Here is a 25,814-nt window from a genome sequence, read left to right as displayed (position 1 = left end):
GATCACACCTGATGACGACTGCTCCCCAGCCACAACGCCCCCTCAGCCAAAAGTTAGGTATCAAATTGGGATACCAAATTCTTGTGCTGAACGCTCCTCCCAGTTATTTGCAGTCACTAGAACCGTTGCCCGATGGCGTGATCGTGGCAACGGAAATGGGCGATCCGCCCGACCAAACCTTCGATCTCGTGCAGGCATTTGTGGAGGATGTGGCCGCTGTCAACACCATTGGGGCGATCGCGTACAAATCCCTAAAGCCGGGTGGATTACTGTGGTTTACCTACCCCAAAAAAACTTCCCGCATCAAAACAGACATCAATCGCGATGTTGGATGGGATCTGCTAACCCATCATGGCTATGGTCCTGTCGCCCAAATTGCCATCGACGAGACTTGGTCAGCGCTGCGATTTCGCTCTGTTGAAGATATTGGAAAATCCGCAAAAGATAGGCTGGATGCTTAACCCTGTTCTATTCTCCAGCTTCCACCACCATCAACACCGACTTGACCGGACGCTCAATGCGTTCTCCGGCTGCATTTACACGGCCAAAGATGAACTCATCATGAATCATCAAACCTGAGGAGCTGCCACCATCTAAGTTCAGGGCTTCTACGGCACCCAGCGATCGCAAAAAAGCAGCCATTTCAGCCAGCGAAACACCAGAGTTGGTGGGAGCCTCGGACTGTTGAGCCGCCATGGCAAACACCACATCGCCATTAGGCATCAGGGCGATCGCACTGCGGGCATTGCGGCTTCGGCTCCCCAACGCATCGCGCGTCGCACCCGTGGCATCCACCGAAACAAAGGCTTCGGCCTCTAGATCCAACTCTGGCAACAGCCGCGGGCCAGCCCCAACAGAATCGATCAGTTGGCAATGCGCCGGGACCGGATCTTGATGACGGGCGATCGCATATTGGTAAACCTCGTTGCAGCGGTACCGTCGAAACTCTGCCCGGTTCAAGATTTGCGGCATCAGGTCGGCAAGTTGGGGATTGCCAATTAGGCGATCGTTGGTGCGTGGGTCTGCCACAAGTTCTCCGTCACTCACAATATAGGAGGTGGTGAGCCCGTTTTGAGGATCAAAAAAACCCGCGTTGAGCATGGCGATCGCCACATGCTGTGAGCCAAATTGCCGCAGAGTCGCCAAGTCATCCACGACGGCAGGCACCACTACCCAGCCTTGATGAGCCGGAATGGTCACCGTATGAATTGTGCTCAATTCCTGCACATGAGTCTGGTATTGAATTTCTCTTTTCTCATCTACAGGCTGGGGTGAACTGGGCAGCTCTGAAGCAATCGCGGCTGTTGTCCTTTGCTCTGGTGCGATCGCCTGTCCTGCACTGCAAGCCCCCAAAGCCAACATGATGGTGCCCAGTCCCACCAATCGCCCCGAGTGACGCAGCCCCGAGACTAACCGAATGATCGCCAGAGGAGCCTTCATTGTTTTCATGCTGCCCATGTGTGCCATACCAATTTGCCCATCACCACAGTCGCCAAGATTGCCAAGATTTCTGAGTCTGTTGAGATTGCTGAGATTGCTAAATTCCCAACGCTTTGTCACTTACCGTGCCATTCAGCTACAGGCATTATGCAAAGCGATCGCATCCAAAACGGACAAACTCCACAGCATGTTACACATTTCTCAGAAACCTGAGCAAAATTATGAAAGAAGGCCCGGAAACCCTTGAAAACACCTCCCTTAAACCGATAAGTTTGTTATATTACTTAATAAAGCTACGCACAGGTTCAAATTATTTAACACCGCCATGAATATTTTCCAGCGTCTCTCGGGCGTGGTGCTGGCTGCCTTAAGACCTAACCTCGCACCCAACTATCCCTCCCAAATTGCTTGGACGGTTTTGCGCGTTGTAGCAGGCGTTGTCATGGTGCACAACGGCCTCGATAAACTGTCCAACATCGAAAGTTTTGCGGAAGCCTATGTCAAAGTGATCGGCCTTCCCTTTCCTATCTTTTTCAGCTATTTGGCAGGCTACACCGAACTACTCGCTGCTCCACTTTTGGTCTTGGGTTTGTTCACCCGTCCAGCAGCCTTGGGCCTGTTCTCCACCATGCTGGTTGCCATCTACCACCATGTAAAGGTAGCTGGCTTTAGCATCCCCTACCTCGAACTATCCTCGCTGTATGCGGCTTGCTTCCTCTTCTTCTTGGTGAATGGTGGTGGTTTGCTATCGGCAGACTCCCTCATTGCAGGCTGGCTCAACGCCGTACTGCCCACCAAAGATGCCGAACCCAATGCAGCACCCAAAGTTGCGGCATCTAACGTAGCGGCAAATCAATAGTCATTCAGGCTTGCCTGAGATGACGCAAGTTCGTTTCTTTACAAAAAAGGAGCAGCACATGCTGCTCCTTTTTCTTATGTCAGTTTTGGCTAAACTCATTGCCTATTGCGCAGCTGCCCTCATCTCGGTGGGAACAAGTGTGAACCGCGAATCGAGATTACAGAGTTTTCCAACTGGGAAGCTTGGGTGCGTCTACAGGTACAGAGGCAATTAATCCACCCCGCACCAAAATGTTAATTTGATGGGCCAGCCGCAGTTGGGCGATCGGTTCTCGCAACAAGGGCGATGCCGATAGCAGATTTTCTGCAGTCAGGCGATCGCGGCACTCAATTCGCAGTACCCCCCAACGTCGAGACACTCGACAATTACGTAGCGGCTGAAGCTGCTGCCACTGCACAAAATCTTCCCGGTAATAATCCAAAATGAGCCGTGTCAGTTGTCCAAACCAGTTCATCATGTTCTACCTCTGTGGCGCACGCTGCCTTGTGCATTCAATATCACTCTTGCGGGGAAAATAGCCCTACACTCAACCACCCTATCCATAAAAGTTGGGCATCAAGGCTCTGTTCGTTAAGGCTCTGCAACAATTGCAGTAACTAGCTTTTGCGTCAATGATGCGTCGCTAGCGCCCCCAATGACCCTATTCAAGCGCAGTTCCCCTGCAAGCAAGAACGCACGCAAGAAGATTTAACGACTGCGTCATACAATGCAACCCACCCATAAATCATGGGATCAAGACTGAATAAACAATTCAGCCAATTCACTCGGAATCTGCCTGTTACAAGTAGCAGCGTTTCTTCAAGCTTTTACACAATTTTGCCAACTGCAAGCGAGCTGCAAGCGAACCCTCTAGGTTTACAAAAAGTAACCAAAACAGGACTTGCAGCCAATTTTCAGTTGAACAGCGCGGGTATTGCTTTGCTCAGGATGGCTTGATTGCGATCGGGCAGGGCTGTGGCCTGTTTTCCCGTTTGTGCTGGCCAAGTTTTTAGCAAAGACAGTAACGGATTGCGTTCTTTAGCTGAGGCAGTTTTCCATGCGCTCAGCCGCTGCTTGAGGTTATCAACCCTTTTCGTAATCTCGAGTTTGTAGACCTCTTGCCATCGTCAACGGCTGAATTTATAACCAGTCTCATGTCATTTGTCGCCCAACTTCAGAGACTTGGTATTGATGGAGATGGCTGCGTCAATTCAGGTGTGGCTAGCAGTCTCGTTTACCAAACTTAACCCAAATTCGGAATCGCCAGAGTTGGAAGAGTAGACTCAGGGTGAACAACCACACATAGGATTGCCCCCTTATGAGTAACTTGTTTCCCGGGCCGGCTCGCCAAGAAACAACAGGCCGCTATCTGGTTTTGCTAACGGGTGAAGAGCGCAATGCCAGCCTAGAGGCGATCGCCAATGCAACGGGTGTTCGCACCTTTGCCCACTCTGCGGACTTTGGAGGTGGTGCCCCACCTCTCAGCCAGTTTTCATCAGACGAATCATTGGTGCTGGATGAACTGGGGGTTGCTGTGGTGTCGCTTGATCCACAACAGGTGCGATCGCTCATGGCCATTGCTAACCAACCCCAAACCCACATCATTGTTGAGCCAGAACGGGTTGTGTACGCCATTCAAGATCCCCAAAAGCCACCCTTTTTGCCAACTTATCTGGAACCCAATTCTGCCACCGACAGCATCACCGTATCGGTGGAATATTTGAAGGGCTATCGCGATGCGATCGATAGTTTGATTCATAAGCTGGCGCCTGCCGACGCGAACCCCGACCTGGTGGATGGCATGAGTGGTAGCGCTTTTGCCAATACCTCGGTAACGTGGGGCTTGCAAGCCACCAAAGCCAACATCTCTCGCTACAGCGGGTTAGGAATTAAAGTTGCGGTTCTCGATACCGGATTCGATATCAACCATCCTGATTTTGTGGGCCGAACGGTCGTCGGAAAATCCTTTATCGAAGGGGAAGAAGTGAACGATGGCAACGGTCACGGCACCCACTGTATTGGTACGGCCTGTGGCTCGTTAGCACCAGCTACCTTGCCCCGCTATGGGGTTGCCTACAATGCCGAGATCTATGCTGGCAAGGTGCTTAGCAATGAAGGCAGCGGCGGCGATGGCAGTATTTTGGCAGGTATTGATTGGGCGATCGCCAACGGATGCCAAGTTATTTCCATGTCGCTGGGGTCGCTGGCACTACCAGGGCAACCCTACTCCCAAATTTACGAACAAGTGGGTAGGCGTTCCCTAGACCGGGGCAGCCTCATCATTGCAGCGGCTGGAAACGATAGCTGGCGGCAATTTGGCATTATCGTGCCGGTGAGTCATCCCGCCAATTGCCCATCCATTATGGCTGTTGGCGCTCTAGATTCGAGCTTGCGCATTGCACGCTTCTCCAATGGCGGCATCAAAATTGGTACTGGGCAAATTGACCTAGCGGCTCCAGGCGTCGATGTGTACTCGTCGTGGCCCCTGCCCACCCGCTACCAAACGATTAGTGGAACCAGCATGGCCACTCCCCACGTTGCGGGAATTGCAGCACTGTATGCCGAAGCCACCGGAGCCCGGAGCAATACGCTGTGGACTCAGCTCATCCAAAATGCCCAGCGGCTATCGCTGCCCTCGCGTGACGTAGGTAGCGGGCTCGCTCAAGCGATCTAACCGACAAGACACCCTACACAGCATCACAACGGCTGAGGTTCCTTAACCCCAAGCCCCTGAATCGTTGCACGGCTCCACTGTGCAACGATTCGGGCAAGCGGGTCTAACCAATCCACTTGCATCACGACTGAATCTACAGGCCCCAGCACGCAGCACTGAATACACGGCGCAAAGTTTTGGCCTTTGAGAATTGTTGCTCTGGTCTAGCGGTCAAAAGACACGTCGCAAACTCAGGTTAATGTAGAACCAACGATGGTAGATGGAGCTGTATGTCAAAAGTGAATGTGACCGTGGCGATCGCCGATGAGCATCTAGCGCACATTATGGACGTTGCAGAGGCATTGCAAACCAACGGATTGCGGGTGCTGCAAATCATGGATTCGCTAGGAGTTGTGACCGGGGTATGTGACTCTGGGGTTGTCGATATACTGCGGCAAATCAACGGGGTAAACACCGTTGAGATTACCCACACATTTCACCTAGCCCCCCCCGACTCCAAAATTCAGTAGGCACCCTGAAGCACATAGTTTTGGAGAATTTCGACCCATTTAAAGAATTTTAGTAAAGCAAAAAATTCTGTGAGTTCGCGTGTTGATTTGGGATTTCTAAAAGCAGACCACATCTGACGCTCATCTACTGCCTGTTATCCAATGACGCTCGCTGCTCGTACACCTGAAACCGAACTGGATTTTTTGCGCAAAGAAGTCGCGCGGCTAACTCAAGAACTACAGCAGGCACAACACCGCTGCTCGACTCTAGAATCTGAGCGCGATCGCTTTTTGAGTTTTTTTCAAATCTCTACCGACCCACTATGCGTTGCGAACCTAGAGGGCCGTTTTTTAGAACTCAATCCAGCGTGGCAACGACTGTTGGGCTACACAACAGACGAACTCATGGAATCGTCGTTTCTCAACTTCGTTCATCCCGATGATCGCGAGAGTACGCAGGTTGCCATGCAAGCCTTAAATCAAGGGCAGGCGGTTCTTGGATTCGATAATCGCTATTGCTGCAAAGATGGCTCATATCGTTGGTTTTCATGGAAAGCGTTTCCGCTGGATCATGCAGGTTTGGTGTACGCGATCGCCCACGACATTACCGATCGCAAACACATTGAAGAGGCTCTCAAGCAAGAACAAAGATTTACCACAGCCGTCATTGAAAACGTAGCGGATGGCGTGGTTGCATGCGATGCAGATGGCAATCTAAAACTGTTTAATCGCACCGCTCGCGAGTGGCATGGCTGCGACCCGCGTGAAGTTCCGGCCAGCGAATGGAGTCGCCTATACAGTTTGTACGAAGCCGATGGTATCACCCCACTCGCCACAGAGCGGATTCCATTGCTGCGGGCCTTTACCGGCGAACAGGTGCGCAATGCGGGGATGGCCATTGCCATTGCAGGCCAGCCTCCCCGCTACATTCTGGCCGATGGCAATCCGCTAATTAACAATAAAGGGCAAAAAATTGGGGCGATCGTTGCCATGCACGACATAACCGAGCAGCGGCAAGCCCAGATAGACGTGTTGGAAAAGGAGCAGTTTCTCCGCAGCATTTATGAAGGGGTCGAGCATCCCATTTTTGTGGTGGATGTGACCGAGGATGGTCAGTTTTTACACGCTGGCTGGAACCCGGCCACAGAGCGCATTACCGGGCACAGCAGCAGCAATATTATCGGCAAAACATCCGAGGAAATTTTTGGTGAGGTGGAGGGTGGCGACATGCGGCTCAACAATGAGCGCTGCGCTGCTACCGGAGAAACCCTTGTGACCGAGGCTCACTATGATTTTGATGGAAACGAAAGCTGGTGGGTCACCACACTCAACCCCTTAAAGAACGCTCAGGGGCGTGTGCATCGCATTGTAGGGACCAGCTTCAACATTACCGAGCGCGTCAGGGCCGAAACCGCCCTCATGCAAAAGGCCCAGCGGGAGCAACGGTTAAACCAAATCACCAGCCAAATTCGCAGTTCGCTGGATCTAAAGCGAGTGTTAGAAACAGCGGTGCAAGCCATTCGCGATTTGCTGAAAATCGATGTATGCCAATACGTGTGGTATCGTCCGCGCAAGGATGACAGCTATTGGGAGGTGGTGAATGAGGCGATCGCTCCCGGTATTCCATCCATGCTCAAAGTTCGCCTATCTCCTGAGGAGATGGCTCAACTGGGACAACGCGCATTGGAAAAACAGCTCATGTGGATTGATGATATCGGCGAGGTGGCCGATCCCGTTGTTCACGATTTTTTTGCCAACCAGAGGCAGTATCAAGCAGTGCTGGCGTTACCCATTCATACCCAGTCTGGGCAAATTGGCACCATCGTTTGTGCGCAGGTCAGTCAACCTCGCCCATGGTCTATCGAAGAAGTTGAGTTAATGCAGCTTGTGGGCGATCAAATGGCGATCGCCATCGACCAAGCAGCACTTTACAAACAGTCTCGCAACAAAACTCGCAAACTCGAACAAACCCTAACCGAGTTGCAGCGCACCCAAGCGCAGTTGGTTCAAAGCGAAAAAATGTCGAGCTTGGGGCAACTCGTTGCTGGCGTTGCCCATGAAATTAACAATCCTGTCAATTTCATTTACGGCAACTTGGTTCATGCCAACATGTACACCCAGGATATTTTAGAGTTGCTGAAACTCTATCAACAAATCTATCCCCACCCCGATCGAGAAATCTTGGAGCGTTCTTCAGCTATTGATATCGATTTTCTGGCTGATGACCTACCCAAACTATTAGCTTCGATGAAGGTAGGGGCCGAAAGAATTCAGCAAATTGTGTTATCGTTGCGCAATTTTTCGCGCATGGATGAAGCAGAGTTCAAGCATGTTGATATCCATGAGGGGCTCGACAGCACATTGATGATTTTGCAAAATCGTTTAAAGGCCAAAAGCGTTCGAATTGATGGGGTTGATCATCATCAACCTGCAATCACAGTCATTCAGAATTATGGGAAATTGCCCAAAATTCAGTGCTATCCAGGTCAGCTCAACCAAGTGTTTATGAACATTCTGGCAAATGCAATTGATGCTTTGGAAGAACGAGACAGCGATCGCAGTTTAGATGACATCAAAGCACAGCCCAGCCAAATCGAAATTACGACAGAGGTCGTGGAGCAAAGCTGGATCAAAATTCGATTTAAAGATAACGGGGTTGGAATTCCAGAGCATATTCAGCAGCATCTCTTCAACCCATTCTTCACCACAAAACCAATTGGCAAAGGCACTGGATTGGGCATGTCCATTAGCTTCCAAATTATTACCGAAAAGCATCATGGCCAATTGGAATGTATCTCTGCACCAGGGCAAGGAGCAGAGTTTATCATTACAATCCCAATCTGCCAGATAGCTCACGTCATTTGATCAGTCGGCAGCCATTCTTGCACATAACATCCCCAAAACTCCGTGCCGTCCGTACAGCGAGCGGCACGGGCGGCACGAAGTTTTGAGATCTGGGTTTTAATGGTGTCAAGGTGCTCAGACTTCCTGCAAGCATCGTTGTGTGGCGGCGCAATGATGCTTGCATCAAACAGCCATTCCTGTAGAAGGCTTAACAGAAACCTTAAACACGCGAGTTTTGGATAAGCTGAAGTGTCCAGTTTTGTGTGCGCGTTGCGCACGCAAAACTGGTTTTTTTGAGGTTTGCGTGGCGCGAAAACCTCAGAAAAGCCCTTAACCGAAACGGACGCTTAAACGGGTGCACCAAATCCGCCACCACCCGGAGTTTCAATCACAATGGTGTCGCCGGGTTGCATATCAACCGTAGCTGTGCCGCCCAGTTCCTCTACTCCTCCAAAGCCCCGTTCTACGGTGTTTCGCCCGATCTGTCCAGAACCACCTCCCTGTAGACCAAAGGGCGGCACCACTCGGTGTCCCGACAAAATGGCCGCCGTCATCGGTTCTCGAAACTGGATGCGCCGAATAACGCCATTGCCGCCATGGTGTTGACCCTGGCCGCCACTATCACTCCGAATCTCAAAGCTTTCGATCAAGACCGGAAATCGCCATTCTAGAACTTCGGGATCTGTGAGGCGAGAGTTGGTCATATGGGTATGTACCGCGTCGGTGCCATCAAACGTGGGGCCAGCTCCTGAACCGCCACAAATGGTTTCGTAGTATTGATACTGGGCATTGCCAAAGGTGAGGTTGTTCATTGTTCCCTGGCCCGCTGCTAATACTCCCAGCGCCCCAAACAAACAATTGGCGATCGCCTGGGATGTTTCGACATTGCCAGCCACTACCGCCGCCGGGTAGCGCGGATTGAGCATACAGCCTTCGGGCACCACAATCTCTAACGGCTTCAAGCATCCTGCATTTAACGGAATATCATCATCCACCAGGGTGCGAAACACATAGAGCACCACCGCCTTGCAAATGGCAAGCGGCGCATTCAAATTACCAGGATGCTGAGGCGATGTTCCGGTAAAGTCGATCCGAGCCGTGTGCTGTTCCGAATTGATCGACACTGCGACCTGAATTTGGCTACCATCATCCATCCTGTAGGTAAACTGCCCATCCTGCAGAGTGGAAATGACCTGGCGCACAGCCGCCTCGGCATTGTCTTGTACATGCTTCATATAGGCTTGTACCTGGGCCAAACCGTAGTGAGACACCATCTGCTGCAATTGCTGCAACCCGCGCTGATTGGCAGCAACTTGCGCTTGCAGATCTGCCAAATTTTGTGCTGGGTTTCGGGCAGGGTAGTCTCCCAAAGTCAGCAGCGATCGCACCTCTCCTTCGCAAAAGCGGTCATGCTCAGCAAGTAGTACGTTGTCGATCAAAATGCCTTCTTCGTGAATGGAGGTGCTCGTTGGTGGCATGGAGCCAGGAGTGATACCGCCAACATCGGCATGGTGGCCGCGAGACGCGACATAGAACATGGGTCTCGCAGATTGCGCCACATACACAGGCGTTATCACGGTGATATCGGGCAGGTGAGTACCGCCGTTGTAGGGATTGTTGGATACGTACACATCCCCGGGACGCATCACCTCCCCTTTGTCGTGAATGAGACGTTGCACACTTTCGCCCATTGAGCCTAGATGCACAGGAATGTGAGGTGCATTTGCCACAAGTTGGCCAGCCTGGTCAAAAATGGCACAGGAAAAATCGAGTCGTTCTTTGATATTGACGGAGTAGCTGGTGTTTTGCAGCGTGACGCCCATCTCTTCGGCGATCGCCATAAATAAATTATTGAAGATCTCCAGCAGGACTGGCGAAGGTGATGTAGCATCTGGCAGGTCGAAACTGGATTCAGAACTTTGACCAGGAGCGCGATTTGGTGGCGGCACCAATGGCTGGTGCTTGAGGATGAGATGGCCCTCGTCCGTGACGACTGCATTCCATTCCGGTTCTACAACAATGGTGCTGGTAGGTTCAACAAGAATGGCTGGACTGGGAATGCAATCGCCCGGTTGCAAATCGACGCGCTGATAGAGCGGCGTGTTGTGCCACTGTCCCTTGGCATACATCGAAACATGGGCGATTGCCTGGAGTGGTATCGTTCGATGAACCGTGTTTGAACTGGGGATTTGCTCATTCATCTTGCCAATCACTTCTACAGAGACCGCCTCAACCATGAGCGGTTTATTTGGCATCACAAATCCATATTGCTGACGATATTGCGCTTCAAACGCAGCCATCACCTGATTGCGATCGCCCACGTTCACCATCAAGGCCGAATCTGTTCCTTGATAGCGTAGATGTAGATTAGCAATGGCGTGAATGTGGCTTGGATCAACGCCTTGTTGCTCAATGTCTGTTCTACCATCCGCTTCCAATTCACTCACAATTGCATCAAGCTTTGGCATAAGGGATTCCTCAAGTCGTTCCTCAACGGCTTTCTCCCGAATGGTGGTTACGTTCGCCAATCCAATGCCGTAGGCCGATAACACGCCCGCATAGGGATGCAAAAACACCTGCTGAATGCCCAACGATGCGGCAATGCGGCAGGCATGCTGCCCCCCCGCACCGCCAAAACAACAGAGCGTGTATTCCGTCACGTCATATCCCCGCTGTACCGAGTTTTTTTTAATGGCGTTGGCCATTTTTTCGATCGCGATCGCCAAAAAGCCCTCTGCCACCTGTTCGGGCGATCGCACGTCTCCCGTTTGTGCTCCAATTGTTTGCGCCAACTCAGTGAACTGATGGCGAACCACCTCCGCATCTAGCGGCAACGTTCCCTGCGGGCCAAACACCGCCGGAAAAAACTCAGGCTGAATTTTGCCCAGCATGACATTGCAATCAGTCACCGTCAGCGGGCCACCTTTGCGATAGCAGGCCGGCCCCGGATGCGCACCCGCCGATGCTGGGCCAACCCGGTAGCGCGCCCCATCAAACCGCAGAATTGAGCCACCCCCTGCGGCAACGGTGTGAATCGCCATCATGGGCGATCGCACCCGCACACCCGCCACCTCCGTTTCAAACACGCGCTCATATTCGCCCTGGTTGGATGCGCCATTGTAATGCGACACATCGGTGGACGTGCCCCCCATATCAAACCCAATGATTTTATCGAACCCGGCCTGTTTGCTGGTTTGCACAGCACCCACAATGCCCCCCGCAGGCCCCGACAAAATGCTGTCCTTCCCTTGAAAGCGTGCCGCATCTACCAGTCCGCCATTGGACTGCATAAACAACAGGCGCGGGGCTTTTTCAACCGCCGAATCGACACTCAATGCCGCCGCAATTCGGGCAACATAGCGCTGCAAAATTGGAGATAAATACGCATCCATGACTGTGGTGTCGCCCCGGCTCACCAGCTTCATCAACGGGCTCACCTCATGGGAAACCGAAACTTGGGTAAAGCCAATTTCGCGGGCGAGTTCGGCTGCTTTTTGCTCATGGATAGGGTAGCGGTAGCCATGCATCAATGCGATCGCACAGGAGCGAATTCCGGCATCATAGGCATCCTGCAAGTCTTCGGCCAATCCGGTTACAAACGGACGAAACGAGAACAGCACCTCACCCTCGGCACTGATGCGCTCGTCCACCTCAATGACCCGTTCGTAGAGCATTTCAGGTAGTAAAATGCGTCGCGCAAAAATGTGGGGACGGTTTTGGTAGCCAATGCGCAACGCATCGCGAAAGCCTTTGGTCATCAACAACACGGTGCGATCGCCCTGGCGTTCTAGCAGTGCATTGGTGGCAACCGTGGTTCCCATTTTGACAGCAGCAATCTGCTCAGCAGGGATGGGCGCATCTGCGGGCACCCCCAGCAATTCTCGAATTCCTTGCAGCGGTGCATCGGTATAGCGTTCGGGATTTTCGGACAGCAGCTTATGAATCGTCAAGCTGCCATCGGGCCGTTGCGCCACGATGTCGGTAAAGGTGCCTCCCCGATCAATCCAAAATTGCCAACCTCGGGTTTCAGATGCCACCATGTCTACCTCACATTGCAACGCTCAATTATAGTCACCGCAAGGGCGCACACCGAGCCAAACGTTTGGAAAACTTTGGGCTTGGATGTTGTTGGCGCTGGATGGGCAAATGAGTATTGATTTTTGAAAATCTTGGCCGAGGCAGAGCTTTCCAAACAATTCCTGAATCCAAGCCTGTTTGGCGGTCTTGGCGATCGCAATAGGCTTTGAATCCACATGAAATTCCGAGGCACCTCCCTGTCTCAAAAGCGACCCCAGCCGTTAAAGTTTTTGTAAATTCGATCCCAAAAAGAAAATTCTGATTCTTAATTTTGATGAATCCGTAGGCACCTCACCCATACGGAGAATACTAGGTCACAAAAAACACCAAAAAGCCGAATTCACTACGGAGCGATCGCTAGTTTGACGGTTGCAAATGACTGAACTGGCAAGATTCTGACGCAGGGCAATGGGTGACCCTGTAGGTCACCCATTTTTTGCTAGCCAGAAAAAACACGTTGGCGGAGGCCGACTGGCTTCAGCAAAATCACGGAACTTTACAGTTGTACATGTAAAAATACCGTGAACCGCTATACATTTTTGCGAAGCACTTCGTAGTAGGTGCTACCAATTGGAGAAACCATGCCAGGGATTCCTGACATGAATTGCGTTTGGTTCGAGGTTTCAGTGAACACTCCACCTTAATTTTCTCCTTAGGTTAACAACACATGACATACGCAATTTCTGGGGCTGCCTCTCCTCTCACCCACGTTTCCATCTTTGGTGTTGAAGTAGAAAATGTAGATAAACCTGAGGCGATCGCGCTAATGGAAGATCTCATTCGTGGGCCCTATCGCTACACTCACCGTGTTTCATTTGTGAATGCTCATACGCTAAACTACGCCGTTGAGCAGCCCGATTTTAAACAGATATTAAATGATTCAACCTACGTTTTTGGCGATGGCACCGGAGTGCGCTGGTCTGCCAAGGTACGTGGAGTCACCATGAAAGACAACTTGGTCGGCACCGATCTCATTCCTGAGTTCTTCGACGCGACTGCCAACAAGGGTTATCGCTACTTTTTGCTTGGGGCTGATGCTGCCACCATTCGCAAGGCGGCTCGCTATGCCGCTACCCAGTTTCCTGGTTGGGATTTGGTTGGTTTTCACCACGGCTACCTGACCAATGAGCAGCTAACTGAAGCGGCGATCGCCAAAATTAACCAGGCTCAGCCCCATGTGCTGCTAGTTGGCATGGGCAATCCCATTCAAGAGCGCTGGATTCACCGTCATCGCAACGACCTATACGTTCCTTTGGCCATGGGCGTTGGTGGTCTATTCGACCATTGGGGTGGCAACCTTAAGCGCGCACCGCTATGGGTACGCAAGCTGGGGTTTGAGTGGTTGCAGCTATTGTCACAGCAGCCCCACAAGTGGAAGCGCTACATTCCAGGAAACGCAAAATTCCTGGCACGTATGATCCTCATCAAAAACTAAATCTCACCTTCACCGATTTGGAGCGGTTGAGGCAATTCATGCTCATCAAGCCCATGCTCATCAAACCCATGCTCATCAGATGGTTATCAACCGTTCCAAACCGTATATTGAATCCGGGACTCGATCCAAATCTCCGCCATCTTCTGAACGTCAGTTCTGAATTAGCCGAAGTCCCCATGCTTGCTGATGCATACACAAGCAACAACAAGCTGTTCTGAGAGTTGTACATTGCGCAATCCTTAGAACAGCCCTGAACCGAAACTGATGTTTCTTACTCCCGTTGCCGTCATTCAACCCAGGTTTAAGTCATGGAGCAGTCGATCAGTCCTTTGCGCTGGACTCTGAAAAAAACAGCCCGCATGGGTACCGTGTTGGGAAGCTTGGTAACCGGGCAAGTGGGTTTTGGGCATACTTCGTCGCCCGCTTCGCGGATACGAGTGCTCACCTACCATCGCTTTGGGCCAAGCTGCCGCGATCCGTTCTGTGTCAGCCGCGAGGCATTCGAAGCTCAAATGGCCTGGTTGGCAGAGCACAAGCTGGCCATTTCTCTCACAGATCTGGAGCGTTTTTTGAAAGGGCAGCAGGCGTTACCCAATGGTGCAGCCCTCGTCACGATTGACGATGGATACCGCAGCATCTACACCGAAGCCCTGCCCATCCTGAAAAAATACAATATCCCAGCGGTGGTGTTTCTCACGGTGGGAGCCATTCAAGATGAAGCCCAACCCTTTGACCCGGCATCCCCTGAGCCAGAACCCCATCTCACCTGGCAAGAGGTACGCGAGCTAGAAGCCGCTGGCATCACGATTGCCTCCCATGGATGGACGCATCGCTCGATTGGCAAGCTGTCCCCAGAAGAAGCCACCGAAGAAGCCGTGCGATCGCACACTCAGCTTCAGGCCCAGTTAGGGCATCCGGTTTCGGCCTTTGCCTATCCCTTTGGCACCCTAGCAGACTTCAACGACGACACCGCCAAACTGCTGCACACCGCTGGCTACCAGTACGTTTTCACGTCCCAGCATGGTGCTGTTCAGCAACAGGTTGATCCGTTGGTGATTCCCCGAGTCAAGGTTGAAAGCGGTGAACCCCTATGGCAGTTTCAGCTGTTGGTGCGGGGCGGATTGGATGCATGGCAACTGGTGGATCAAACGCTGTGGAAGTTGCAGCAAACCCCCTCTGGTACGCTGTCATCCACGAGTTGACCCAAACCGTGGCTCTCTAGTTGCGTTCGATTGCTGAGTCAACCCATGACAAACGAGTTCTAAAGCTGTTATGGATTGACTCAGTTAATACAAGACCACATCAGGACGAGACAAAAGCAGTCATGGACAGAACCGAAGCAATCAGCAAAGAGGAATTACAACAACTACTCATTGGTTGGGGCTGCGGACAAATAAGTTCGAAGGAACTCCGTGAATGGATGGAACTGAACTACTTCCCTTTGCATTTAGAGATTGCACCAGATGAGGCTCAACATGTTCAAAGGGCAATGCACGTCATTATGAATGAATTTGAGAATGTCGCGTCTAGCCGCTATGTTCCTGAAAATTACAAAGCAGCTCTTATTATTTCTAAATGCGACTGAACTTACTTATGAAGACGCAGAACAAAATTTTTTTGAGCAGTGCTTTAGGTGTGCTTCGTAAGAAGGATAAATTGTCACGATCGCACATGCACTAGAACGGCAGGACAGGGAGATTAGTTAGGATAAAACTTTGTTCTTGTCCAACTAACCTCGTTGATCCATCGCATTGGCGCGATCGTAGGCCAACTCACCCATCACATAGGTAGCTCTCACACTGCGATCATCTCCCATAACCAGCAGCGAAAAGACCTGTTCGGCTAGGGCATCCAAGGTTTGGGGCGTGGCTTGGGGATTGCGCAGGGCCATAATAGGCGTGGCTCGACAGTCCACTACAATAAAATCGGCCTCTTTGCCCACATCAAAGCTGCCAATCTTGTCATCTAAATTGAGCGCCTTGGCACCGCCCAACGTGCCCAAATAAAGAGCCTGGTAGGGAGACAGCGTTTGCTTTCGCAGTTGGGCAACTTCGTAGGCCGCATGGGCTGTCCGCAGCATCGAAAAGCTGGTGCCACCGCCCACATCGGTTCCGAGGCCTACCTTGACTGGCGTTTCGGCAGACTTGGCTTGCTCAATTTTGAATAACCCACTGCCCAAAAACAGGTTGCTCGTGGGACAAAATGCGATCGCTGAACCCGCTTCCGATAATCGCTGAAACTCAGCATCCGTGAGCTGCACCCCATGGGCAAACACTGAGCGATCGCCCACCAACCCCGCGCGATCGTAAGCATCCAAATATCCTGCCGCCTCGGGAAACAACTCCTTCACCCAGGCCACCTCATCCACATTCTCCGACAGGTGCGTATGCAGGTATACATCGGGAAACTCCTGCAACAATTGGCCCGCCCGCTGAAGCTGCTCTGGAGTCGAGGTAATAGCAAATCGTGGAGTAACGGCATACAGTAGACGGCCATTTTTATGCCATTTTTGAATCAACGCTTTCGTTTCTTCGTACGCTGTATCTGCCGTATCAGTTAAATAATCTGGGGCATGGCGATCCATCATCACCTTGCCAGCAATCATGCGTAAATTTCGCGTCTGCGCTTCTTCAAAAAACGCATCCACCGACTGCGGAAACACCGTGGTAAATACCAGTGCCGTGGTCGTTCCATTCCGCATCAGTTCATTCAAAAAAAAGGATGCAATGTCCTGTCCATGCGACTTGTCTTTAAACTTGCCTTCTGCGGGAAACGTGTAAGTGTTGAGCCAATCCAGCAGTTGTTTGCCGTACGATGCAATAATTTGCGTTTGCGAATAGTGGATGTGCGTATCCACGAAACCCGGCATGATGAGCATATTGGGATACTCCACGACATCCGCAGCTGCATACTGGCTGTGCAGCTCATCATACGCGCCAACTGCCGTAACGTAGCCTCCCTGCAACACCAGCAGCCCATCGGGAAAGTAACGCACACTCTCGGCAGGAGAACAATGAAACGGGTCCTCTACGAAGTCGAGAATGGCAGCCCGAAAAACTTGAGTCGAGGTCATAGCAGATTTATAAAAAGAGAGCGAGATAGAACCAGCCTTACCGAAGACGCGATTTAAGACCGTCGCGGAAAAAACTTTTGTCGGATGCGATCGGCAAAAACATCCACTTCGGGTAGTCGCAATTGAAGTGCAAAGAAAACAAAGGCTATAAATCCAGCGGCTCCGGCTAAGCACAGCTGCAGCAGCAAAATACCAAACCCTTCGGTACCCAGCCAACGTTCACAGAGCTGCAATACACCCCAGGCGATCGCCCCCGTGATAACGCTGCCAATCGACAGGCCCAACGTTAGCAAGCTCCACTGGCGAATGGGCAAGCCTCGTAGACGTCGGTTCAGCACCCACAGCATGGCCAGCATGGATGTCAAATTCACACCCACCGTTGCCAGTACTAGGCCCACCGCACCAAACGGCCCCACCAACACCGCATCCAACACCGCATTCAGCCCGATGTTGAATACGCTGATACGAAATGGAGTATTGCCATCACCCAAACCATAAAACACCCGCACCAGCACATCGCGGCCTAAGTACACAAACATGCCGATCGCATAGGCAATGAGCACCGCCGCCGTCAGAAATGAATCCTCGACGGTGAATGCATAGCGCTCATACACCACCCGTGAAATGGGCACAGCCAGCGCAATCATCATAGCGCTGATGGGCAGCATCGTTAGGGCTGTCATCATTAGCCCTTGACGAATGCGGGTTTTGAGTTCGGGCCATTGATCGGGAGCCGCCAGCCTGGAAAAAACCGGCAAGAGTGGCACCAAAATCACGTTCGACAAAATTCCTAGGGGCGTTTGCACCAGCAACCCTGCATAGCCCATAGCCGATACCGCTGCCGCCGCATCGGGAATAAAGGAGGCAAAAAACAGATCTGTCCATACATTGATCTGCATCATGCCAGAGGAGAACGTGGCTGGCCCCATGATACGCAACACTTCTCGCACTTCGGGCTGGTTGAAGTTGAACCGCAACCGCAATCCGGCTAGGCCAGATTTCCACTGGGCTGGGAGTTGCGCCAACCACTGCAACACAGCGCCAGCCACCACAGACCAAGCCAGTACAGCACCGCCCAGCATGGCATTTTCGGGCTGAGTGATGCCTTCTCCCAGGTACCAGGCGAGGCCACCCAAACCCACTAATACAGAAACGCTGCTAAAGATGGGGCTGATGGACGGTAGCCAATATTGATCGGAAGCGTTGAGGCTGCCAAAGCCAATGCCAATGAGTCCGGCAAGGACTGCCAGAGGAGCCATAATGCGAAATTGCTCAATGGCGATCGCCCGGGTTAGTTCCAACGTGGCGTAAGTATCTGCTGACTGGCCTGCTGCCTGAAACTGCTCTGCCGACAGAAACAGCCCCGGGGCCGTAAGCTTCATCATAGGTTCTGCAAAAATGACCAAGGCAATCGCCACAATGAGCAGCAACCCAACCACCAGTGTGGTGATAGTTTCCACAATCTTGCTGGCATCTTCGCGTTTGTGCTTGCTGAGCACGCTAACGATCGCACTATGGAATGGTCCATTGATGCCCCCCAGCAAAATGAGCAAAAAGCCAGGGATGACATAGGCAAAGTTGAAGGCGCCAAAGGCCGGCCCAACTCCAAATGCCGCCGCGATCGCCTGTTGCCGAAACAGCCCAAAAAACTTGCTAATGAGCGTTGCTGCAGCAACAATTCCAGCAATATTGATTAGGGTTCGCGTCGGTTTATTGGGTTCTGCCACAAGACTTACTACACCGTTACAGAAGGACAGTTCAACCAGTCACAGTCACACATCGGGCCGATAGGCGATCGCAAACTAGCCGACTCCATCATTAGCCTTTATCATTTAAGCCTGTTCTGACCCAGAAGTAATCTCAGAACACGAATCTTTCACGTTGGGATATTTTTTGGTTCAGAGGGAATGTTTAAAGTGTGAATTTGTTTCCCGGCGCGACCCTCGGCTCATGACTTCCCAACATGTGAATGACCCACCTAGTACGAAAGTTCGAAAGCTAGCGCTACGATTGCTGCTCATTATTCCTTTTGTGTTGCAAATCATGCTAGCAGTTAGCCTGGTAGGGTACTTATCGTTCCTCAATGGGCAAAAAGCCGTCAACGAACTTGCTTACGAACTGGTGAATAAAGCGAAACAGCAAGTTGACGACCACCTCGATTTTTACCTATCGTTGCCACATCAGCTCAATCAGCTGAATGCCGATGCGATCGCCTCAGGTCAGCTGCAACTAAAGGATCGAGCCGCCAGCGAAAAGCACTTTTGGAGTCAGGCCAGTGTTTTTGACACGATCAATTACATTGGCTATATATTGACCGATGGAAGCCAGGTTGGAGCAGGGCGCTACCTCAACGGGCGCGATCTGGTCATTTTTGAGAATCTGCCAGGGAAGGGCAAAGCCGCCGACTATCTGGCCAACGAAGAAGGTGGGCGGGCTCAGCTTATCCAGCGCTACGATTACGATCCCCTCCCCGATTATCAAGGCGCATTTCAGGCTCAAAGGCCAACCTGGAGCCCAATTTTTGTTGCCGAAATTAATAACACAGAGCAAACAGACTCCGCAAAAGGGTTGCAAATCAACGATACCAACCCAAACTTTGGAATTCAGTATTATGCAACGGCGGCAGCCACCTATCCCATCTATACGCGCGATCGCACGTTTCTAGGATTATTCAATGTAGATGTGCTGCTCAACGGCATCAGCCAATACCTACAAACGCTGCGGGTTAGCCCCTCGGGCGAAGTATTTATTCTCGATCGGCAGGGCTTAATGGTGGGTAGCTCCGATCCAGATCCTATTCTGTATCGCAACCAAGACACCACACAACGCTACGCCGCAACCCAAAGCCCCAACGCTCTCATTCAATCCGTTGCCCAGGTACTCCAACAGCGATTTCCCGATCTATCAACCATTCAAAGCCCACAGCGGTTGCAAGTGAACTGCAACGGTCAGCGGCAATTTATTGAAGTGTCCCCCTGGAAAGAGGCCAACGGCCTGGACTGGCTGGTGGTCGTGAGTGTGCCCGAGTCCGACTTTATGGCTCAAATTAATGCCAACACTCGCCTCACGATTTGGCTATGCCTGGGTTCGCTTGTCGCCGCGATCGTCATTGGCATCTTCACATCCCGCTGGATCGTCAAACCAATGGCCCGACTACGAAATGCAGCCGAGGCGATCGCCCAGGGCAATTTGAATCAACAAATTGAACCAACAGGCATTGCCGAGCTAGAAGCGGTTCGCGCCTCCTTTAACCACATGGCCCAACAGCTACGAGACTCCTTTGCCGAATTAGAAACCAACAATGCAGAGCTGGAAAATCGAGTTGCAGCCCGCACAGAAGAACTCTCGCAAGCCCTTGTCGATCTGCGCCAAACCCAGAGCAAACTCATTCAAAATGAGAAGATGTCGAGCCTGGGGCAACTGGTAGCAGGCGTTGCCCACGAAATTAACAATCCCGTGAACTTTATCCGTGGCAACCTTAATCATGCGCAAGAGTACACCAATAGTCTGCTACACCTCATTCAGCTGTATCGTCGAGAGCTGCCGCACCCCTCTCCCCAGTTGCAACACGAAATTGAGGATGTCGATCTTGAGTTTCTCTGTGAGGATTTCCCAAACCTGCTAACGTCAATGACGGTGGGAGCCGATCGCATCCAAGAAATTATCAAATCGCTGCGAAACTTCTCTCGGCTCGACGAAGCAGACATCAAAAGCGTCAATATCCATGAGGGCATTGATAGCACCCTCATGATTTTACAAAATCGGCTCAAGTCCACGGGCGATCGCGCTGGCATTCTCATTCAAAAGCACTACGGAGACCTCCCTCTGGTTGAGTGCTACCCTGGCCAGCTCAACCAAGTATTTATGAACCTGTTGAGCAACGCCATCGACGCAATTGAAGAACACCATGTTCGTCGCAAGGCTTCTCACGAGCCATCCCCTAGCATCTCTATTTTCACAAAACTCATCGAAGCCGACTGCATAGAAATCCGCATTGCCGATACGGGTACTGGAATCGACCCCAGCATTTGCGACAAACTGTTCGATCCATTTTTCACCACCAAGCCTGTAGGCAAAGGTACCGGACTTGGCCTCTCCATTAGCTACCAAATTGTGGTGGAAAAGCACGGCGGCAATATGTACTGCCAATCGAACCCAGGACAGGGCACAGAATTTGTAGTGCAGTTGCCAATTCAGGTTAGCCGCACATTTGCCAATTCTCCAGTCGCAGCTATCTAGCCTCGCTTGGGCAACCCCTCTCCCCAAAGATGTGATTTGGCTTGTGTTTCACATTGTGAATACGTTCCACATTTGTGAATGTGGTAGGGCTTATGCACTTCATCTGAAAAACCAGGCAGTTGCATGATGTTTGGGGCTTTTAGCGCCCTAAACATCATGCAACTGCGTAAGTCCTGTAGAGGGTTGTAGAAGGGCAACTCGACCACCCTTCTACGGCGCAGGCTTTTCCAGCAACACAATCTCCCATTCGCGCATCGCTCACTATACAATCAGCACTTTATGAGTCTGTAATTTTGAGAGAGAAGCATGAAAACCAATGCGGCTCGTTTGCTCGATCTGTTGGGCATTACCTACGAACTGCGAGAGTATGAGGTTGATCCCGACGATTTGGCCGCCGAAAGCGTTGCAGCCAAAATCGGGCTCCCCCCAGAACAGGTCTTCAAAACTTTGGTGGTGCGGGGCGATCGCAACGGAATTTGCCTTGCCGTGATTCCGGGCAACATGCAGCTCGATCTTAAAGGGTTGGCAAAACTTTCGAGCGATCGCAAGGCTGAAGTGGTTGCGCTCAAGGAAGTGCAGCCTCTCACAGGTTACATTCGCGGCGGCGTCACCGCTCTAGGGTGCAAAAGAGACTACCCCGTCTATGTGGATGAATGGATCGAGCTGTTTGATGTCATTTCCATTTCGGCAGGTATACGAGGTCTGCAAATTTTGCTCAGCCCAGCCGACTACCTGGCGGCAACCAAGGCAACCGTTGGCAGCATTGCCCAAGAAAAAGCTTGATGCCTCATGGCTGATCTTCAAGAGAACTTCTCAATGTCAGTTTTGTGTGAGCTGAAGTATCCATTTTCACGTGCGCGTTGCGCCCACAAAAACAGGCTTTTTTGGGGCATCATAACGTGTTACCAAAAAAAACCTTCACCAACAGGGTTCGACCGACGCTACAGCACCTCAGCTCGCAAACGCGCCAAGGGCAGCAACAAAAACTTACGGCCTGTTGAAACGTAAGCCCGCTTGCTAAACACATCGTATTGATTGCGCTCTACCGCATCCAATATTTGGCGATACAACATCAGGGCAGCCCATACCGGAAACCGCGCATCGCGGCTTAGGTGGCTAATTCCCTGTTCGGCTTCTGTGAAATATTTACGGGCACGCTGAATTTGAAACTTCATCAAGGCGCGCCAGCGGTCATCGATGACCCCATTCATCAAATCGTCTTCGGTGTAATCAAACAGAGCCAGATCGTCTAGCGGTAGATAAATGCGGCCTCGACGGGCATCTTCCCCCACATCCCGCAGAATGTTGGTCAGCTGATTTGCCACCCCAAGGGCGATCGCCTGTGCCTGCGGATCATAGGGTTGACCACTCCATGGAGCCGTCCGGCCAAGCTCGTCAATGCCCATCACCGCACAAGACATTAACCCAACGGTCCCAGCAACTCGATAGCAATAGAGGTTAAGCTCTTCAAAGGTTTGGTATCGGTTGCGATATAAGTCCATCCGCTGCCCTTCAATCATGTCTCGAAAGGGTTGAATGTCCATGGGAAAACGCTGAAGGGTATCCACCAGAGCAATATCCACATCATCAATGGGATGCCCTGCAAAAATCGACTCCAGGTTTTGCTCCCAGGCGTCGAGCGTAGCCTCAGTCGTGAACTGGGCTTGTGGACCGTCAACCAACTCATCGGTACGACGACACCACACATAAATCGCCCAAATTGCACGACGCTTCTGTTCGGACATCAACAGCGTGCCCAAATAAAACGTCTTTGCGTATTCCTCAGTAACTTGGCGACAGCGCTCATAGGATTCCTCAAGGGAAACTAGCGGTGTCTTGTGGGTAGGTTTCGGCAATTGCAGCATTACATTGCAGGGCTGGGGATACAGTTAAACCTATCAGCTATCAGCAGCCTTCTAAGGCGTTCTGCGATTAGCGTTCGCTATCGTCCGGCGACGAAATACAAAGTGAAGCTAATCGATTTAGCGAGAGGCGGCTCCAAGTGGCTCAGAGGCGACCTCGGGATGAACGCTGGTCGAAGTTTGCTGACGGCAAATAGCCTGCGCTGCCAGCTTACCAGAAAGGACGGCCCCTTCCATACTGCCAAGATAACGCTGCATCGTGTAACTACCTGCCAAGAAGAAGTTGGCGATCGGGGTGGCCTGATCGGGACGGCAAGCCTGGCGTCCAGGAGATGCGGTATACACTGAGCGTGGTGTTTTTACAATTTTGTGCTTCAGCAACTGAACTGGGTTCTCGCCCGAAAAATGATCGGGAAACAGTTTGTGCAGCTCATCCATCGTGGCCTGGAGAATTTCTTCTTCAGATTTATCAATCCAGTCTTTGGCGGGAGCCAGCACCAGTTCTAGCATGGAGCGATCAGGATTGCTGTACTCTTTGCAGGTATTGCTCATATCGGCATACACGCTGAGCAAGGGCGATCGCGAAAACAGCAGCTGATCCACATCGGTCATCTTCTGATCAAACCAAAGGTGAATGTTGATAACGGGCACCCCTTCCAAATCCTGCATGCGTTGAAAGACATCAATTTTTTTCCAGGTTTCGGGCATCAACACCTTCATTACGTCAACAGGCATCGCCGAGACGTAAACATCAGCCGTGATCACCTCATCAGGTGCCCCGTTCAACCCACGGATCACAAAGCTTTGAACGGTTCCATCTTCATTCAGCACGATTTGCTTCAGTGGCTTCTGCAAATGCACTTCACCGCCACGCTCGGTCACGTAGTCCACAATGGGCTGACACAGGCGCTCAGTAGGCGAACCATCCAAAAAAGCCACCTTTGAGCCGTAGCGCTCCTGTAGGAAACGGTTGAGAGCGGTTAGGGGCACTGTGGCTGATACGTCTTCAGGGTTAATGAAGGTAAGCGCTTTGGAAGCCGCCACAAAAATATCGCTATTGACGCGATCATCTACGCCCTGCCTGCGCAGCCATTCCAACAAAGAGTATTGATCCATGTTTTCCACATACTGCTGGCCGCGCACGATTGCGGGCAACAGGCCAATGGCAAAACGGATCTTTTGCTCCCATGTCAACATGTCATTGTTGCGAATGATGGACATGATGACGTTGATGGGGGCTGGAATATCCGGCACGTCAAAGCGAGAGAGGACGCCAGGCTTTTCGGGCTGATTGAAGATCAGGGTGTGCTCTTTCCACTGGAGGCGATCGCTAATGCCCAGTTCCTCAAACAATTGCAGCATGTTGGGATAAGCCCCAAAGAAGACATGCAGACCAGTCTCGTACCAGTCGCCTTCTTCATCCTTCCAGGCGGCAACCAAACCACCCAGCACATCCCGACTTTCTAGAACGATGGGCGTGTGCCCTGCATCAACCAAATATTTGGCACAGGCCAAGCCTGCTAATCCCCCACCAGCGATCGCAACTCGCATGAATGCTTCTTGCCTCTAAGACGGAAATTTAATGGTTACTTCACAAATTATATGTTGCAATCTGTAACATTTCGAGGCGAACCTGAGAAATCTCAACGGAGGCACCTATTTACCGAACGTTGACTCATGATGTTGACTCACGGTGTTGGCTCATTATCATCGTCTGCTTCCAGGTCAACCAGATCCTTCAGCGCTTGTTTCTGAGTCCGGCGAGATGGACGGCGATAGCGTTTACTTTCTAGCTTGGGCTCTGTTTCAATTTGGCCGTCGCTGCCTATCTTTTGCTTGACGGTTGATTCGGCATCGCGAGAGCGCTCTAAGGCCGTTTGGCGTGCGATCGCCTCTTCCAGCAACACCAAGTAGTGTTCGTAGCGCTCCCAGTCGCCCCGGACGACGCATCCCGGCTCATCTCGATGCAGGCAGTTGTGAAATTGGCAGTGCTCGGCCGCCAGCCGTTGTCGCACTTCAGGAAAGAAATGAGACAGTTCTGCCGGAGCGCAGTCCACGTCAGGCTGGTTAAAGCCAGGGCTATCGGCCAAAAAACCTTCCCCTGGTAGCTCAAACAGTTCGACATGTCGGGTAGTGTGGCGGCCATGGCGCAGCTTGCCCGAAACGCTCCCCACCCGCAAATCGACATCGGGTAACAGTTGATTGAGCAAGCTGGACTTGCCAACCCCCGAAGGCCCCGAAACCAGCGTCGTTCGCTGCTGAAGCGATGGATAAACCGTTTGCAGGCTTTCTGGATCGTGCACGCTAATCAGCAACGGGGCATAGCCCCATTGCCACAGGCGATCGCGCCATTCAGCCTGTTCTTGAAGCGGCAGCAGATCCCGCTTGTTTAGGCACAGCGTTACCTTGACTCCGATGGACTCTGCCTTCACCAAAAATCGGCTGAGCTGAAATGGTTCCAACGGTGGGTCGGCCAACGCAAACACTAGCAAAACGTGATCGACATTGGCGATCGCCGGACGATTCATTTCACTATCCCGGGGAGCAACAGCAGCAATCGCGCCACGTCCACCCGCCCAGTCTGGTTCCTCAATCTGAACGCGATCGCCCACCATCACTCGCTGGCCAATCTTTTTTAAGCGCGATCGCCGAGTACACAGCAATATCTCGGTGTCTCGCCCATCGGCAGGAACCGTCGCCGAGTCAAGATGCACCCGGTAAAAGTTGGCCTGTACAGCCATGACCACCCCACTAAGCGGGGTTTCCTCGTCCAGAGCAAACTGCCCACTGGATTCGGCTATCTCAGCAGCCATGATTCTCCTGATCGGTCAGCATTTCCAGCCT

At 51.8% G+C, this 25,814-nt stretch carries 18 protein-coding genes; 10 read left to right on the top strand and 8 right to left on the bottom strand.

The genetic code is table 11. The features are described 5' to 3' along the window. Window positions 1-11 precede the first annotated feature (11 nt). Window positions 12-461, top strand: coding sequence for a hypothetical protein (locus tag ACQ4M4_RS20485; RefSeq protein ID WP_430686319.1), 450 nt, complete (start codon window positions 12-14; stop codon window positions 459-461). Between the two features lie 7 nt (window positions 462-468). Here the strand turns inward: ACQ4M4_RS20485 and ACQ4M4_RS20480 are convergent, their stop codons facing one another. Beyond that, complete coding sequence (locus ACQ4M4_RS20480; RefSeq protein ID WP_430686318.1) at window positions 469-1,449, bottom strand: phosphodiester glycosidase family protein; 981 nt, start codon at window positions 1,447-1,449, stop codon at window positions 469-471. Between the two features lie 316 nt (window positions 1,450-1,765). On the opposite strand from ACQ4M4_RS20480, the gene ACQ4M4_RS20475 reads away from it, so the two are divergent. After that, window positions 1,766-2,299 carry a DoxX family protein gene (locus ACQ4M4_RS20475; RefSeq protein ID WP_430686317.1) on the top strand — a complete coding sequence of 178 codons (534 nt, stop codon included), beginning with the start codon at window positions 1,766-1,768 and terminating at the stop codon, window positions 2,297-2,299. 157 nt (window positions 2,300-2,456) lie between these two features. Here ACQ4M4_RS20475 and ACQ4M4_RS20470 read toward each other — a convergent pair whose 3' ends face one another. After that, window positions 2,457-2,756, bottom strand: a complete 300-nt coding sequence (locus tag ACQ4M4_RS20470; RefSeq protein WP_430686316.1) for a hypothetical protein — start codon at window positions 2,754-2,756, stop codon at window positions 2,457-2,459. 840 nt (window positions 2,757-3,596) lie between these two features. Between ACQ4M4_RS20470 and ACQ4M4_RS20465 the strand changes: the two genes are divergently transcribed. From ACQ4M4_RS20465 to ACQ4M4_RS20455, 3 genes are all read left to right on the top strand, one after another. After that, entirely contained in the window at window positions 3,597-4,952 is a 1,356-nt protein-coding gene (locus ACQ4M4_RS20465; protein WP_430686315.1) for a S8 family peptidase, read from the top strand. 269 nt (window positions 4,953-5,221) lie between these two features. Further along, window positions 5,222-5,461, top strand: a complete 240-nt coding sequence (locus ACQ4M4_RS20460) for a hypothetical protein (protein ID WP_430686314.1) — start codon at window positions 5,222-5,224, stop codon at window positions 5,459-5,461. Between the two features lie 141 nt (window positions 5,462-5,602). Next, on the top strand, window positions 5,603-8,305 hold the full coding sequence (locus tag ACQ4M4_RS20455) for a PAS domain-containing sensor histidine kinase (RefSeq protein WP_430686313.1): 2,703 nt from the start codon (window positions 5,603-5,605) through the stop codon (window positions 8,303-8,305). A gap of 326 nt (window positions 8,306-8,631) precedes the next feature. Here the strand turns inward: ACQ4M4_RS20455 and ACQ4M4_RS20450 are convergent, their stop codons facing one another. Next, window positions 8,632-12,324 carry a hydantoinase B/oxoprolinase family protein gene (locus ACQ4M4_RS20450; RefSeq protein ID WP_430686312.1) on the bottom strand — a complete coding sequence of 1,231 codons (3,693 nt, stop codon included), beginning with the start codon at window positions 12,322-12,324 and terminating at the stop codon, window positions 8,632-8,634. A gap of 704 nt (window positions 12,325-13,028) precedes the next feature. On the opposite strand from ACQ4M4_RS20450, the gene ACQ4M4_RS20445 reads away from it, so the two are divergent. From ACQ4M4_RS20445 to ACQ4M4_RS20435, 3 genes are all read left to right on the top strand, one after another. Then, window positions 13,029-13,796 (top strand): WecB/TagA/CpsF family glycosyltransferase, encoded by a 768-nt coding sequence (locus ACQ4M4_RS20445; RefSeq protein WP_430686311.1) that lies wholly within the window; start codon window positions 13,029-13,031, stop codon window positions 13,794-13,796. 308 nt (window positions 13,797-14,104) lie between these two features. Next, the gene (locus ACQ4M4_RS20440) at window positions 14,105-14,998 is read left to right on the top strand and encodes a polysaccharide deacetylase family protein (protein ID WP_430686310.1); all 894 of its coding nucleotides are present in this window, start codon (window positions 14,105-14,107) and stop codon (window positions 14,996-14,998) included. 122 nt (window positions 14,999-15,120) lie between these two features. After that, the gene (locus tag ACQ4M4_RS20435; RefSeq protein ID WP_430686309.1) at window positions 15,121-15,381 is read left to right on the top strand and encodes a hypothetical protein; all 261 of its coding nucleotides are present in this window, start codon (window positions 15,121-15,123) and stop codon (window positions 15,379-15,381) included. A gap of 144 nt (window positions 15,382-15,525) precedes the next feature. Here ACQ4M4_RS20435 and guaD read toward each other — a convergent pair whose 3' ends face one another. Both guaD and murJ read right to left on the bottom strand, forming a co-directional pair. Then, window positions 15,526-16,869, bottom strand: coding sequence for a guanine deaminase (gene guaD, locus ACQ4M4_RS20430; RefSeq protein WP_430686308.1), 1,344 nt, complete (start codon window positions 16,867-16,869; stop codon window positions 15,526-15,528). Between the two features lie 53 nt (window positions 16,870-16,922). Further along, a complete protein-coding gene (murJ, locus tag ACQ4M4_RS20425; protein WP_430686307.1) occupies window positions 16,923-18,596 on the bottom strand; it encodes a murein biosynthesis integral membrane protein MurJ in 1,674 nt (557 codons plus the stop codon). 223 nt (window positions 18,597-18,819) lie between these two features. On the opposite strand from murJ, the gene ACQ4M4_RS20420 reads away from it, so the two are divergent. Together ACQ4M4_RS20420 and ybaK are read left to right on the top strand one after the other, a co-directional pair. After that, window positions 18,820-21,108, top strand: coding sequence for an ATP-binding protein (locus ACQ4M4_RS20420; protein WP_430686306.1), 2,289 nt, complete (start codon window positions 18,820-18,822; stop codon window positions 21,106-21,108). A gap of 306 nt (window positions 21,109-21,414) precedes the next feature. Next, on the top strand, window positions 21,415-21,891 hold the full coding sequence (gene ybaK / locus ACQ4M4_RS20415) for a Cys-tRNA(Pro) deacylase (RefSeq protein WP_430686305.1): 477 nt from the start codon (window positions 21,415-21,417) through the stop codon (window positions 21,889-21,891). A 158-nt stretch (window positions 21,892-22,049) separates the two neighbouring features. Here ybaK and crtB read toward each other — a convergent pair whose 3' ends face one another. From crtB to rsgA, 3 genes are all read right to left on the bottom strand, one after another. Next, entirely contained in the window at window positions 22,050-22,973 is a 924-nt protein-coding gene (gene crtB / locus ACQ4M4_RS20410) for a 15-cis-phytoene synthase CrtB (RefSeq protein WP_430686304.1), read from the bottom strand. Window positions 22,974-23,090: 117 nt separating this feature from the next. Next, window positions 23,091-24,521, bottom strand: coding sequence for a 15-cis-phytoene desaturase (pds, locus tag ACQ4M4_RS20405; RefSeq protein WP_430686303.1), 1,431 nt, complete (start codon window positions 24,519-24,521; stop codon window positions 23,091-23,093). 137 nt (window positions 24,522-24,658) lie between these two features. Continuing rightward, window positions 24,659-25,783 carry a small ribosomal subunit biogenesis GTPase RsgA gene (gene rsgA, locus ACQ4M4_RS20400; protein WP_430686302.1) on the bottom strand — a complete coding sequence of 375 codons (1,125 nt, stop codon included), beginning with the start codon at window positions 25,781-25,783 and terminating at the stop codon, window positions 24,659-24,661. Window positions 25,784-25,814: the final 31 nt, after the last annotated feature.

Origin of the sequence: Leptolyngbya sp. AN02str (assembly GCF_050565595.1) — a bacterium.
Lineage (GTDB): Bacteria > Cyanobacteriota > Cyanobacteriia > Elainellales > Elainellaceae > Kaiparowitsia.
This window is presented reverse-complemented; position numbering and strand designations above follow the sequence as displayed.

Bases quoted from the DNA above. Each gene is read 5' to 3' on its own strand.
- ACQ4M4_RS20485 (WP_430686319.1), top strand. From the start codon at position 12: ATGACGACTGCTCCCCAGCCACAACGCCCCCTCAGCCAAAAGTTAGGT.
- ACQ4M4_RS20480 (WP_430686318.1), bottom strand. From the start codon at position 1,449: ATGAAAACAATGAAGGCTCCTCTGGCGATCATTCGGTTAGTCTCGGGG.
- ACQ4M4_RS20475 (WP_430686317.1), top strand. From the start codon at position 1,766: ATGAATATTTTCCAGCGTCTCTCGGGCGTGGTGCTGGCTGCCTTAAGA.
- ACQ4M4_RS20470 (WP_430686316.1), bottom strand. From the start codon at position 2,756: ATGATGAACTGGTTTGGACAACTGACACGGCTCATTTTGGATTATTAC.
- ACQ4M4_RS20465 (WP_430686315.1), top strand. From the start codon at position 3,597: ATGAGTAACTTGTTTCCCGGGCCGGCTCGCCAAGAAACAACAGGCCGC.
- ACQ4M4_RS20460 (WP_430686314.1), top strand. From the start codon at position 5,222: ATGTCAAAAGTGAATGTGACCGTGGCGATCGCCGATGAGCATCTAGCG.
- ACQ4M4_RS20455 (WP_430686313.1), top strand. From the start codon at position 5,603: ATGACGCTCGCTGCTCGTACACCTGAAACCGAACTGGATTTTTTGCGC.
- ACQ4M4_RS20450 (WP_430686312.1), bottom strand. From the start codon at position 12,324: ATGGTGGCATCTGAAACCCGAGGTTGGCAATTTTGGATTGATCGGGGA.
- ACQ4M4_RS20445 (WP_430686311.1), top strand. From the start codon at position 13,029: ATGACATACGCAATTTCTGGGGCTGCCTCTCCTCTCACCCACGTTTCC.
- ACQ4M4_RS20440 (WP_430686310.1), top strand. From the start codon at position 14,105: ATGGAGCAGTCGATCAGTCCTTTGCGCTGGACTCTGAAAAAAACAGCC.
- ACQ4M4_RS20435 (WP_430686309.1), top strand. From the start codon at position 15,121: ATGGACAGAACCGAAGCAATCAGCAAAGAGGAATTACAACAACTACTC.
- guaD (WP_430686308.1), bottom strand. From the start codon at position 16,869: ATGACCTCGACTCAAGTTTTTCGGGCTGCCATTCTCGACTTCGTAGAG.
- ACQ4M4_RS20420 (WP_430686306.1), top strand. From the start codon at position 18,820: ATGACTTCCCAACATGTGAATGACCCACCTAGTACGAAAGTTCGAAAG.
- ybaK (WP_430686305.1), top strand. From the start codon at position 21,415: ATGAAAACCAATGCGGCTCGTTTGCTCGATCTGTTGGGCATTACCTAC.
- crtB (WP_430686304.1), bottom strand. From the start codon at position 22,973: ATGCTGCAATTGCCGAAACCTACCCACAAGACACCGCTAGTTTCCCTT.
- pds (WP_430686303.1), bottom strand. From the start codon at position 24,521: ATGCGAGTTGCGATCGCTGGTGGGGGATTAGCAGGCTTGGCCTGTGCC.
- rsgA (WP_430686302.1), bottom strand. From the start codon at position 25,783: ATGGCTGCTGAGATAGCCGAATCCAGTGGGCAGTTTGCTCTGGACGAG.